Genomic DNA, 12,680 nt, shown 5'->3' with positions numbered 1-12,680 from the left:
GCAGACCCTGCGCGACCTCGAAACCGGCGGACTGATCACCCGCACCGTGCACACCAGCCGCCCGCCGACGGTGCAGTACGACCTGACCGATCTCGCCCGGGGCGTCACCGCCGCACTGCAGCACCTGCAGGACTGGGCCGAACAGCACACCGGCGACTACGCCCACCACCGACACGCCCACACCACCGACCCGAAGCCCTGAAAAGGCAGGCTCGGTGTGCACACGTCACCGTGCTTCCGCCGTATGAGTCAGCGCCCTGACCAGCATGAACTGCGTGCGGAGCTCAGTACTCGACAAGTCTTGTGTACCCCATGCGCTGACGCGACCGGTGTGCGGCCCCGTCAGGCGGACGGGGCCGACGTGTCCGATCGCTGATCACGAGCCTGGACAACCGCACGTGCGGCCGAAACGGTGCGGACCTGGGTCCGTAAATCCCAGGTCGCGCGTGTTATCGACGGGGTGTGCTGTCCCGCAGGACGACGTTCGTGGAGACCGGTACGATCCGCGTGGCATCGTCGTCGGAGAGCGCGAGTTCCATCGCGCGGAGCCCGACCTGGTGCAGGGGTACGGTCACGGTGGTCAGCGCCGGGTGGACGTCCACCGCTGGGCCGATGTCGTCGAAGCCGGCGACGGCGACGTCCTGGCCGGGGACCAGCCCGACGTCGCGAAAGGCGGTCATGACGCCGATCGCCATGACGTCGTTGACGGCGAAGACGAGTTCGGCGCCGGCCAGGCCCCTTCGGACGAGCTCGCGGGCGGCCGCACAGCCGCCTCGGCGGCTGAACTCGGCTTCGACCACGTACCGCTCGTCCACGTCGATGTTGAACTCGCGAAGGCCCTCCACGAAGCCGTCGCACCGATCACGGGACGTCTTGAGTCCGGCGCCTGCGCGGACCACCGCGAACCGACGGTAGCCAAGGCCGACCAGCGCACGGGCGAGCTGCCGCGCTCCACCGTAGTTGTCGATGCTGACGGTGTGGAACGGCAGGTCGTGCCGGCTGATCAGAACCACGCTGCCGCCCGCTTCCCGGTAGGCGTCGAGTTCCTCGACGAGGGGGGCTCGGGTGTCGGTGCCCTCGATGCGGCTGCCGGTCAGGATGATGGCGCGGGGCCGCATGCCGCGCAGGGTCCTGACGATCTGCAGTTCCCGCTCGGGGGAGCGGTCCGCGACCGCCATGGTGACGATGAGTCCCGCGGCCTTCGCCGCCTGCGTCACCCCTCCCGCGATGGAGGAGAAGTACGGGTCGTCGACACCGTTGACGACCAGCGCGGCGGTGTTGGTCGAGCCCCGCGCGATCGCCTGAGCGGACAGGTGCGGCGTGTAGTCGAGCTCAGCGGCTGCGGCGAGCACACGGGCGGCGTTCTCCTGCCGAACGTTCCGGATGCTGCCATTGAGCACGCGCGACGCGGTGGCCTGCGAGACGCCCGCCGCCCGCGCCACATCACGCAGGGTCGCCTGGCGCTCCCCGGACACGGACTTCCCGCTGGGGGGCGGAGGAGGCGCTGCCGACCCATCTTCCATGCCGCATATTGTGCACCGAGCCGCACAGCCGCTTGGAGTGCGGGGTGATCACGGAAGGTCACTCCACGGCAGAACGCTCGCGCCTTCGGATATGTCACCCTGGGCGCGCGCCGTTGCGGAACCACGATCGGCGAAACCGTCCGTATCTCGTAGAGGGCCGGCCACGGATATTCTCGGATACCGTCCACGGCGGCTCGCCTCGTCAAGCGGGAGGGAACGGCACGATGCCTCATCCAGCCAGACCGACAGTCACTCTGCGTGATGTGGCGGCGGCTGCCGGTGTGTCGGTGCCGACTGCGTCACGAGTCCTGGGCGGCAGTTCCCGGACGGTCGCGGCGGAATACCGGCAGCGGGTCCTCGCCGCTGCGGCTGCGTTGCGCTACAGCGCGGACGCCTCGGCCCGGGCGATGCGGCGGGCGAACGACGCGATCGCGGTCGTCGGCGACGACCTCACGACCCCATCGATGGGCATGGTCGCCGCGGCGATGGAACGGCAGGCGCGCGACGCCGGTGCGTTCGTGACCGTCTCGTCGACCCACGGCACCGCCGCGCGCCAGCTGCAAACCGTCCGGCTCCAGCGTGCCCTCCGGCCCCGTGCGCTCATCCTGACCTCCAGCCGCCTCGACGCGAACGCGCTCGACGGGCGCCTGCTCGACGAGCTGCTCGGCTACGAACGCGAGGGCGGCCGGGTGGTGATCGTCGGCGACACCGACATGCCGTTCGACTCCATCAGTTTCGACAACTACGGCTCCGCAAAGGAACTCGCCCATCACATCGCCGAGTTGGGGCATCGGCACGTGACGATCCTGGCCGGCGCCCGCGGGCGGGGAAACGTATCCGCCCGCACCGCGGGCTTCATGGCCGGGCTCCGCGACGGCGGTGTCGAGGAGCGACACATCCGGATCTCGCATGGTGCGGTGAGCCGCCAAGGGGGATTCGACGCGGCGCAGAGGCTGGTCGCCGAAGGGCTGAAGCCGTCCCATGCGGTGCTCGCAGCCAACGACACCATCGCCATCGGTGCGATGTCCGCCTTCCGGGCTGCCGGAGTGGCGGTGCCGGCGGACGTCTCGCTGACCGGTTTCGACGACATCGAACTCGCGACCGACGTGACACCGCGGCTGACGACCGTGTCGTTGCCGCTGGCACAGGCGGGTGCCGAAGCGGTCCGCCTGGCACTCAGGGCTCGTGCGGAAAAGGAGCACTTGATGATGCGCGGCCAGGTCGTGGTGCGCGACAGCACGACGACCCGCGTGGCCTGAACCGCCCCTCAGCCGGGGTGCGGCCCGGTGGAGGGAGGGCCGACGCACGCAGGACCTCCAGGAACCCCTGCACAAACCCTTGACGCCTTCGGTCACAGACGGCCACACTGCCCGCGGAATACGATTTCCCTAACGTTTCCGAGTACAGACATCTGGGCTTTCGGCAAACTCCAGCAGTTGCCCGAGCTGCCTCGGCGTCCCCGTGGTTGATCGGTGTGAAGTCGACCGATCAAGCCCAATGCGAGTACGACCTCCCCAGCTTGGCCCCTGCCGGACGCGCGGTCCCACGCAACAGGGTCCAGGACCGCGTCTCAGTGCAAGTCACACACCCGCACCGCCCCCAAGGAAGGCCCCCGTGCACAATGCTTTGAGCCTGCCTGACAGGCACATCAGACGGTTGGCGGCCCTGGCCGCCCTACTCATGGCACTGGCCCTGCTGACCGGCCGAGCCGTGTCGCCGGCGTATGCCGCCACCGACACGGCGATCACCGTGGACGGCGCCAGCGGCGGCCGCACCTTCGACGGTGTCGGAGCGATCAGCGGTGGCGGCGGCAACAGCCGCCTGCTGTTCGACTACCCGGCCACCCAGCGCAGCCAGGTGCTGGACTACCTGTTCAAGCCCGGTTACGGCGCGGCCCTGCAGATCCTCAAGGTCGAGATCGGCGGCGACACCAACTCCACCGACGGTTCCGAGGCCAGCTTCGAGCACGCGAGGGGCGAGATCGACTGCAACGCGGGCTACGAGTGGTGGATGATGGAGCAGGCCAAGGCCCGTAACCCCGGCATCAAGCTCTTCGCCCTGGCCTGGGGCGCCCCCGGTTGGATCGGAAACGGCAGCTTCTACTCGACGGACGGGATCAACTACCTGATCGACTGGCTGGGCTGCGCCAAACAGCACGGCCTGACCATCGACTACATCGGCGGCCGGAACGAGAAGACGTACAACGCCGGCTTCTACGAGCAGCTCAAGTCCGCCCTGGCGGCGAACGGCTACACCTCGACCAAGCTGGTCGGCAGCGATGAGACCAACTGGAACATCGCCACCGCCATGAAGACCGACAGCACCCTGAACAACGCCGTGGACATCGTCGGCGCGCACTACCCCTGCACGTACGCGTCCGAGATGACCACCTGCTCCTCCTCCGCCGACGCCCAGTCGCTGGGCAAGCAGCTCTGGGCCAGCGAGAACGGCTCGGAGAACGCCGAAACCGGAGCGGCCCCGGTCGCCCGCGCCATCAACCGCGGCTACCTCGACGCCAAGCTGAGCGCGTACATCAACTGGCCCCTGCTGGCCGCCGACTACCAGAACCTCTTCTTCCACGACCAGGGCCTGGTCACCGCGAACCAGCCGTGGTCCGGCGCCTACAGCGTCTCCCGCACCGCCTGGTCCATCGCCCAGACCACGCAGTTCACCTCGCCCGGCTGGAAGTACCTCGACTCCGCCTCCGGCTATCTCGGCGGCGACCGTGCCAACGGCAGCTACGTCAGCTACGCCGCGCCCGACAAGAGCGCCTGGAGCACCGTCTTCGAAACCATGGACGCCACCGCGTCCCAGACGGTCACCCTCAACGTGGCAGGAGGTCTGCCCGGCGGCACCCTGCACGTGTGGTCCACCGATCTGTCGCAGCCCGGCGGCGCCACCCCGCGTATGGTGCAGAACACCGACCTGACCGCCGTCGGTGGCACGTACACCCTCACCCTGGACCCCGGTCACGTCTACACCGTGACGACCACCACCGGTCAGGGCGCCGGAACGGCCACCTCGCCCGCCCGCAACCGGCTCTCCATGCCGTACTCGGACTCCTTCGCCGGCTACGGCACGGGGCAGGAGGCGAAGTACTTCGCCTCCATGAACGGCGCGTTCCAGGCCGCCCCCTGCACCGGGGGCCGCACCGGCCAGTGCCTGCGCCAGACGGCACCGCAGAAGCCGATCATCTGGTGGTATCCGGCCTCGAACGCCGTCCAGCCCTACACCATCATGGGCGACATCGGCTGGAGCAACTACACGGTCAGCTCCGATGTACTGCTGGAGAAGAGCGGCAGCTCCGCAGAGCTTCTGGGCCGTGTCGGCACCCAGACGAAGTTCAGCGCCGGGGGGATGAACGCCTATCACCTGCGCCTGTCCGACACCGGGTCCTGGTCGCTGCTGAAGACCGACACCGCCGGCAACAACGCGTGGAACTGGACCACCCTCGCCAGCGGTACCGTCACCGCGCCCGGCACGGGTACCTGGCACAAGCTGTCCCTGACCTTCCAGGACAGCACCATCACGGCCAAGATCGACGGAAACACCGTCGGCACGGTCACCGACGCGAGCTACGGCGCGGGCCTGGCCGGCCTGGGCACGGCCGGCTACTACCCCGTCGAGTACTCCAACTTCTCCATCACCCACGAGCCGGTCAGCGACCTGTCCGGCACCTACAAGATCGTCGGCCTCAGCAGCGGCAAGGTGCTCACCGTCTACAACGGTGGAACCAGCGACGGCACGCCCGTTGTCCAGAAGACCGACGCGAACAGCGGCAGCCAGCAGTGGAAGCTGGCCTACACCAGCGGCGGCTACCTCACCGTCACGGGTGTCACCAGCGGCAAGGCCCTCGACATCAACGCGGCATCCACCTGGCCCGGCACCCAGTTGCAGGTGGGGACCCCCAGCGGGAGCATCAGCCAGCAGTGGCTGATCGTCCCGGCCGGCAGCGGCACGTACACCATCGAGTCCCGTTCGAACGGGTACAAGGCCGACGTGTACAAGGCCGGGACCACCGACAACACCCCCATCGACCAGTGGTTCACCAACGGCAGCAGCAACCAGCGGTGGAAGCTGGTGAAGGTGGCCTGACCGGCTGAGCAGCGAGCAAGACCGTGAGCGGGGCAGGCCCGAACCCCGGGCCTGCCCCCCGACGGGCGCCGGAAGCGACGGCGCGCGTGTCAGACCGGCCCACGAGAGCCGGCCCACTCAAAGCCTTGACGCACTTGACAACCGCTGGGCACCCTGAGCGGAATACGTTTTCCCGCAGGCTTTCCAGAACACTTCCGGAGAGGCAGACATGGGGATTCTCGGCGACCCGCGGTGGCGGAAGAACGGCGACCACGAGGACTCGCGCCACGCCGCGTTCGAGGTGTCGGAACTTCCGCAGGGCCCGGCCGCCGAAGGGCCATGTCCGCCCGGACTCCCCCGGATGTCGTCGCGCACTCGCTGGTGCGTCCACCGCACGGACCGGGGCCGTCCGGGCCCCGAGCCGTTACCCGCAAGCCCGGCCACAGGCGTCATGACAGGAGCCAGGACCACACCCCGGACGACAAGAAGAGGACCATGACCGTCAATCGAAGACTTCTGCCACAATCGACCGCCGCCGTACTGTGCGTGCTGGCCGTCGTGATCGCGTCGATCGTGCTCATCCCCGCGCAGCGGGCTTTCGCCGCGGGCACCACCTACTACGTGAGCACGAACGGCAGCGACAGTAACGCGGGCACTACCAGCAGCGCCCCCTGGCGCTCGCTCACCAAGGTCAACTCGACGACGTTCCAGCCCGGCGACATCATTCGCTTCGAGGCCGGTGACAGCTGGACCGGGCAACTGTGGCCGAAGGGGTCCGGCATCGACGGCTCCCCGATCTCCATCGACAGCTACGGGACGGGTGCCAAGCCGAAGATCGCCGGTCAGGGGACGGTCGGCGACGTTCAGCGGGATCGTCACGAAGCAGTACGCCGGTGACGCGCCCGGTGCCGTCTTCACCGGCTGGGGCAAGCGCGCCACGGCCACCGACCCCGCCTACACCCCGTACACCAACGTCACGTTCCGCGGCAACTACATCACGCAGGCGAACACCCCCTACGGCTGCAACGGCATCTACCTCACCGGCGTCCGCGGCGGACTCGTCGAAGGCAACGTGATCGACCGGGTCGGCGTCTCCGGCGTCGAGACCAACATGGCCGACAACGTCACCGTCCAGTACAACGAGATCATGGGCACCCACCTGTCTTCGGGCGGCGCCGACCAGAACGGCCTCGACCCCGACATCGGCACCACCAACCAGGTGTTCCAGTACAACTACCTGCACGACAACGGTGATGGCATCCTGCTGTGTGCGTGCAACTCCGCGGTCAAGTTCGGCAGCGTGATCCTCCGCTACAACGTCGTGACGGGCAGCAGCAGATGGACCCTTCACCTGTCGCAGTCGGCCGGCACGACGGCGGACATCTACAACAACACCTTCTACAACACCGCGGCAGCGGCCATGGTGGACGGCGGTGTCACCAGCCCCGGCAAGGCCACGCTGACCAACAACGTGTTCGGCTCCACAAAGGACGCCACCTTCAGGCTCGAGTCGAGCATCATCTACACCAACAACGGGTACTCGGACACGCTGACCAGCCTGCCCGAAACGACGCCCAAGAAGGGCAACCCGCTGTTCGTCAACGCCGCCGTCACCGGACCCTACGGCGACGAGAACGGTCCCAGACTCGACACCGCGGCCAACTTCGCACTCCAGGCGGGGTCCCCCTTCGTCGACGCCGGTGTCAGCGTCGTCAACAACGGTGGCCTCGACTTCGCCGGGGCTACGGTGCCGCTCGGGAGCGCTCCGGAGATCGGCGCCTTCGAACGCGGAGCGCCCAACATCGCCTTCACGGACACCTTCGACAGCCTGCCGACCGGGACGCTCGCCAACGGGACGAACGGCTGGCGGGTCATCTCCACCAACAACAACATCTCCGTGGTGGAGACGCCGTCCGCCACCGACAAGAGCGTCAAGCTGACCCGCACCGTCGACGGCGGCGGCACCGACGGGACCAACCTGGCCCGGCTCTTCAGCACCCCGATGCAGGGCCTGGTGACCATCGACGCGCAGGTGATGCGCAACGACACGCAAGCCGGCTGGTTCGGGTTGCCGTACGTGTACAACTCCAGCGGCGTCCAGGCCGTCAGTGTCGCTTTCGCCCGCGGCCAGATCCACGCCTATCAGGGCACCACCGACACTGTGCTCGGTACGTACACCAACGGCAAGTGGTACCGGATCACGCTCACCGTGGACACCGTGAACCAGCGATTCGACCTGGACATCGACGGCGAGCGCATCCTGACCGACGCCACGTTCCGCACCTCGATGCCGGGAATCGCGAAGATCGCCTGGTACTCGAACGGGGGTGAGCGAGGGTCGGTGCACGTGGACGACGTCCGGATCGCGCGCGGTCCCGCATACGGTCAGTAATATCGGCCCTGAAAAGATGAAATCAGGTCTGTCGGGCCGGTACCGGCCCGACAGACCTGATTTCCGCGCATCGATCAACGTGATGAAATCTGCTGCAATCCGGCGGTTACCACCGGCACATAGAATGTGGTCATACCGGCCACGTTGGGGTGCGTTCCAGATCCCTCCGTGCCAGGAAAACCGTTGACCAGCTCGTCGAATGTGTATTTCGCCCGGTGAGTATCATCGCGGGTGTCGAACGCGGTCTCCCCGAAAACGTCGGCAATGGCGACATCCCAATGACGACAGACCTGCAAGGTCACCTCTCGCAGGGCTACCTGAGTGTCCCAGTCCCGCGAGCCGAGTTTGTGGGCTGCGACGTACGCGATGCGAGCGGTCGGCCATCTCCGCTTCATCGTCTTCAGCGTGTTCTCCAGCTCTTCCGCGTAGGCGCCAACGTCATACGCCCGATCCCGGTAGATCGACTGTGCATCGTTGGTGCCTCCGTCGAAGATGACGAAGTCGGGCGCGACGTCGGGCGCCTCCTCGACCTGCGCACGTATTTGCCCACCGGAAGCATGTGGGTCGGCGCCGATGGTGGCACCATTTCGGGCGAACTTGGTGAGGGTCATGCTCTCCTGCTCGGCGACGATGTCCGCAAAACTGCGCGGATACACGTGTCCGTGCACAATGCTGTCACCGAACGCGTAAACGCTCTTGCCCGCCAATCCATTGTCCACATCATCCTCCTTGCATCTCTGCCAGCGAGGTTCGATTTTAAGCATAATATTGACCCGGCGCGTGAGGGTCATGTAAATTCACTAGGAATAGAAAGCGCTTACTGTATCACGAAATGGAATGCGCACGCACATGACTGCAACCAACACCGGACTGCCCGGGGGCGTCGCCATCTCGCACCTGTCGGTGTACGACTGGCCTGCCGCCGACGGGGTGTGCGGCGGCACTCCCCACATGCACCTGGCGTGTTCCGAGGCCTACGTCGTCACCGGCGGACGCGGTGCCGTGCAGACGCTGACCACATCCGGATACGAGGTCACCCCGCTCCGGGCCGGCACGGTCGCCTGGTTCGCGCCCGGCACCATCCACCGACTGGTCAACGAGGGTGATCTTCGGATCACCGTCCTGATGCAGAACAGCGGGCTGCCGGAGGCGGGGGACGCGGTCCTCACGCTGCCCCCGGAGTACCTGACCGATCCGGAGGCGTACGCCCGCGCCACCGTCATCCCGGCCGACGCGCCCGAGGAGGAGCAGGAGCGCGTCGCCCGGGCCCGGCGGGATCTCGCCCTGGAGGGCTACCGGGCACTGCGCGAGGCCGAGGGGCCCGAGGCCCTGGCCGCGTTCCACCGGGCCGCCGCCGCGCTCGTGCGGCCGCGTATCGAAGAGTGGCGCGAGCGGTGGCGCCGGGGCGCCGAGGCCGCCGCCGCGGCCACCGGGGTGCAGCTCGACTCACTGCAGCGGGGAGAGTATCCCCACCTCACCGATGCCGTCGTGGGCTCTCAACAGCCCACTACCTGTGGGAAGTTCGGGATGTGCGGCCGGCTCGACGTCTACGAGAACTGATGCCGGCGCCGCGGGTCCGTCACTGCTTCAGCGGTTGATGGACCGCCCGACGGCGTTGCGCTGCTGGTAGGCGTCGCGGTCGAAGGCGGGTGACCTGCCGAACCGACTGCCGCGCCCCAACCCGTGGAAGTCCACCGGCTCGCGGGACACCGTGCTCGCGTGGGTGGGTCCGTATCGCGCGGGAGGAGTACGCCTTGCCGGCCAGGGCCACCTCCGGCCCGGTGGCGCACGCCGCCGTGCCGGCTCGCTCCTCAGAGCCGGCCGGACGGCCGGTCAGGCAGGGGGAAGCACATCGGCTGCCCCGCGACCGCTCCTCCGACGGCGGTGCCCGCCCTTGGTTACCGCCTGCGGCTGGGACGCCCTGTCGCAGGCGGCTCGGCCGTCGACTCCCGCCAGATGACGCGGAACAGGGATACCTCGGCTGACGTGGTCGCTGTGTGCCTCAAACCCGCGATGAGCTTGTCCATGGCCTTGCTGCCGAGCCGTTCGAGGTCCACGTCGACGGTGGTCAGGGACGGGTTCATGAACTGACCCACGCCGACGTTGTCCCAGCCGGTCACGCTGATGTCGGCCGGCACGTCCCAGCCCCGTTCCCGGGCGCCGCGGACGACGCCGGCGGCGACGAGGTCGTTGGCCGCGATCACCGCGGTCGGTCGCGAACGGCTCGGGAGCGACCGGATCGCCTCGATGCCGGACTCGCCGGACCAGTCGCCGTCGAAGACTCCGACCGACTCGAGGCCGAGGCGTTCGATCGTGTCCAGATAGCTCTGTTTGCGCGCTCGCGCGGAGGCGAAGTGCGCGTCGCCGGCCACATGCAGGAACCGGGTGTGGCCAAGTGCTGCCAAATGCTCGATCATCTCAGCCAGGGGCTTGGCGTCGGCCAACTCTCCGATGACGCGCATCTCGTCGTCGAAATCGGCCGAGATCACCACGGTCGTCCTCTGGTGCAATTGGTTTTCCACCGAGGGGAGTACGGGGGCGAGGGAGAGGATGCCCTCGAACTGTCCCGAATCGGCGAGTTCCAGCAGGCGGTCACTCCGCGCCCGAACGCCGCCCCCGGCGCTCACGACGTCCACGAAGTATCCTGCGGCCTGTGCCGTCGCGCTGGCTCCCGCCAGCATGCGTGAGGGGTTGAAGGTCATGGCGGGCATCACTATCGCCAGCCTGCCGGTCTTGCGCGTGCGCATGGACCGCGCCACCAGGTTGGGACGGTAATCCAGTTCGCGTATCGCTTTCTCCACGCGCTCCATGGTCGTGGGCTTCAGTCCGCCGTTGAACCGCAGGTACCGCGACACCGTCTGGGGTGATACCCCGGCGAGCCGCGCAACGTCTGTGATCGTCGGCCGTCGTCGCGCCGTGTCAGCGCCGTCCATCCTCTTGCCCCCACCTTCTGCCAACCTTCAGGAAGTCAGAGAGTACACACTCTTGACGGAAAAAGTGATCGTTCACTAGGGTCCTCGCAACCCACAAGGTGAACGATCACTTTTTTGGGGCGGGCGGGCCCGGTACGGTCCCGCACCACTGTGTTTCCGATGCCGCCGCTCAAGGGAGCAGTGCCGTGAGCTCCATCAACGAACTACGCCGGCTTCGCGGGTCCCAACGGGGCGCGCGACAGCAGAACAAGGCGGCGTTCTTCTTTCTTCTGCCTTGGTTCGTCGGGCTGTTCGGGATCACTCTCGGCCCGATGCTGGCCTCGCTCTACCTCAGCTTCACCAAGTACAACCTGCTGCAGCCGCCGCAGTTCACGGGAACCGACAACTGGACGCGGATGCTCCACGACGAGCGTCTGCATCAGTCGCTCCAGGTGACGTTCACCTACGTCCTGGTCTCTGTCCCGCTGCAACTCGCGCTGGCCCTGGCGCTCGCGCTGCTGATGGACAAGGGAGTGAGGGGCCTTGCCTTCTACCGCTCCATCTTCTACCTGCCCTCGCTGATCGGCGGCAGCGTCGCGATCGCGGTGCTGTGGCGCACGGTCTTCGGCACCACTGGTCTGGTGAACAAGGGCCTCGGCCTGTTCGGTATCCATGGACAGGGCTGGGTCTCCGAGCCCGGAACCGCGTTGTCGACCCTTATTGTCCTGAACGTCTGGACGTTCGGGGCTCCCATGGTCATCTTTCTCGCCGGCCTGCGCCAGATCCCGACCTCCCTCTACGAGGCGGCTTCCGTCGACGGTGCGAAGCGCTGGCGTCAGTTCCGCAGCATCACGATTCCGATGCTGACACCGATCATCTTCTTCAACCTGGTGCTGCAGATCATCCACGCCTTCCAGACGTTCACCCAGGCCTTCGTGGTCTCGGGCGGCACCGGAGGCCCCGCCGACTCCACCCTCTTCTACTCGCTGTACCTCTACCAGCGCGGGTTCGGCCACTTCGATATGGGTTACGCATCCGCGCTCGCGTGGCTCCTGCTCCTCATCGTCGCGGTCTTCACCGCCGTCAACTTCTGGGCCTCAAAGTACTGGGTGTTTTACGATGACTGACCGCGCCGCAGCCGTACCCCGCTCGCTGCCCGCCGCCCGCTCGCACGCAGCGCGCCGCGGAAAGCGCAGGATCCGCCCCCTTCTCAAGCACGTCCTGCTCGTCGCCTGTGGCCTGATGATGCTGTACCCCGTCCTGTGGATGGTCGTCAGCTCTCTGCGCCCGAACAGCGAGATCTTCCGCAACGCCGGGCTCGCTCTGACGCACCTGCGGGTGGAGAACTACAGCAACGGCTGGAATGCCTTCTCCCACCCGTTCAGCCACTACCTGATCAACTCGGTGATCGTCGTGACCGGCGCGATCCTCGGCAATCTCCTCGCCTGCTCCCTGGCCGCCTATGCGTTCGCCCGGCTGGAGTTCAAGGCGAAGCGGGTGTGGTTCGCCATCATGCTCGTCACGATCATGTTGCCGGTCCACGTGATCATCGTGCCGCAGTACGTCCTGTACTCGCAGCTCGGCTGGGTCAACACGTTCCTGCCCCTGATCGTGCCGAAGTTCCTGGCGACCGACGCCTTCTTCATCTTCCTGATGGTGCAGTTCATCCGTGGCATCCCGCGCGAGATCGATGAGGCGGCTCGGATCGACGGCGCGGGGCACGCGCGGATCTTCTTCCACGTCATCCTGCCGCTGATGGTCCCGGCCCTGGCGACCACC

General features: G+C 67.2%; 12 protein-coding genes. 8 read left to right on the top strand and 4 right to left on the bottom strand.

What is annotated here, in order from left to right; genetic code table 11:
* Positions 1-202 (top strand): winged helix-turn-helix transcriptional regulator (locus IG99_RS42910; protein WP_037684399.1); only part of this gene is annotated, 202 nt, incomplete at its 5' end.
* Positions 203-449: 247 nt separating this feature from the next.
* Here IG99_RS42910 and IG99_RS42905 read toward each other — a convergent pair.
* Positions 450-1,523 (bottom strand): LacI family DNA-binding transcriptional regulator, encoded by a 1,074-nt coding sequence (locus tag IG99_RS42905; protein ID WP_051866619.1) that lies wholly within the window; start codon positions 1,521-1,523, stop codon positions 450-452.
* 263 nt (positions 1,524-1,786) lie between these two features.
* On the opposite strand from IG99_RS42905, the gene IG99_RS42900 reads away from it, so the two are divergent.
* The 4 genes from IG99_RS42900 (at position 1,787) to IG99_RS42885 (ending at position 7,989) form a co-directional block, all read left to right on the top strand.
* A complete protein-coding gene (locus IG99_RS42900) occupies positions 1,787-2,782 on the top strand; it encodes a LacI family DNA-binding transcriptional regulator (RefSeq protein ID WP_158973384.1) in 996 nt (331 codons plus the stop codon).
* A 355-nt stretch (positions 2,783-3,137) separates the two neighbouring features.
* Positions 3,138-5,618 carry an RICIN domain-containing protein gene (locus IG99_RS42895; RefSeq protein ID WP_234312173.1) on the top strand — a complete coding sequence of 827 codons (2,481 nt, stop codon included), beginning with the start codon at positions 3,138-3,140 and terminating at the stop codon, positions 5,616-5,618.
* Positions 5,619-6,092: 474 nt separating this feature from the next.
* A complete protein-coding gene (locus IG99_RS49400) occupies positions 6,093-6,494 on the top strand; it encodes a hypothetical protein (RefSeq protein ID WP_037684391.1) in 402 nt (133 codons plus the stop codon).
* Complete coding sequence (locus IG99_RS42885) at positions 6,418-7,989, top strand: right-handed parallel beta-helix repeat-containing protein (RefSeq protein WP_037684388.1); 1,572 nt, start codon at positions 6,418-6,420, stop codon at positions 7,987-7,989. The genes IG99_RS49400 and IG99_RS42885 overlap by 77 nt, the downstream gene beginning before the upstream one ends.
* Before the next feature lie 74 nt (positions 7,990-8,063).
* On the opposite strand, the gene IG99_RS42880 is transcribed toward IG99_RS42885, so the two are convergent.
* A complete protein-coding gene (locus IG99_RS42880; protein ID WP_078948265.1) occupies positions 8,064-8,780 on the bottom strand; it encodes an SGNH/GDSL hydrolase family protein in 717 nt (238 codons plus the stop codon).
* 58 nt (positions 8,781-8,838) lie between these two features.
* On the opposite strand from IG99_RS42880, the gene IG99_RS42875 reads away from it, so the two are divergent.
* The gene (locus IG99_RS42875; protein ID WP_037684401.1) at positions 8,839-9,549 is read left to right on the top strand and encodes a cupin domain-containing protein; all 711 of its coding nucleotides are present in this window, start codon (positions 8,839-8,841) and stop codon (positions 9,547-9,549) included.
* Positions 9,550-9,576: 27 nt separating this feature from the next.
* Here IG99_RS42875 and IG99_RS51575 read toward each other — a convergent pair whose 3' ends face one another.
* Together IG99_RS51575 and IG99_RS42865 are read right to left on the bottom strand one after the other, a co-directional pair.
* Positions 9,577-9,699: a hypothetical protein gene (locus IG99_RS51575; RefSeq protein ID WP_267882616.1), complete on the bottom strand. Its 123-nt coding sequence runs from the start codon at positions 9,697-9,699 to the stop codon at positions 9,577-9,579.
* Positions 9,700-9,887: 188 nt separating this feature from the next.
* Positions 9,888-10,922 carry a LacI family DNA-binding transcriptional regulator gene (locus tag IG99_RS42865; protein WP_037684385.1) on the bottom strand — a complete coding sequence of 345 codons (1,035 nt, stop codon included), beginning with the start codon at positions 10,920-10,922 and terminating at the stop codon, positions 9,888-9,890.
* Positions 10,923-11,107: 185 nt separating this feature from the next.
* On the opposite strand from IG99_RS42865, the gene IG99_RS42860 reads away from it, so the two are divergent.
* Both IG99_RS42860 and IG99_RS42855 read left to right on the top strand, forming a co-directional pair.
* The gene (locus tag IG99_RS42860) at positions 11,108-12,028 is read left to right on the top strand and encodes a carbohydrate ABC transporter permease (protein WP_037684382.1); all 921 of its coding nucleotides are present in this window, start codon (positions 11,108-11,110) and stop codon (positions 12,026-12,028) included.
* Positions 12,021-12,680, top strand: a 660-nt coding sequence (locus IG99_RS42855; protein ID WP_037684380.1) for a carbohydrate ABC transporter permease, incomplete at its 3' end; no start/stop codon positions are given. The genes IG99_RS42860 and IG99_RS42855, both read left to right, overlap by 8 nt.

Origin of the sequence: Streptomyces griseus subsp. griseus, from assembly GCF_000720255.1 — a bacterium.
In the GTDB taxonomy this organism is placed as follows: domain Bacteria; phylum Actinomycetota; class Actinomycetes; order Streptomycetales; family Streptomycetaceae; genus Streptomyces; species Streptomyces griseus_I.
The sequence above is the reverse complement of the archived record's forward strand: the minus strand, read 5'-3'. Positions and strand labels throughout refer to the sequence as shown.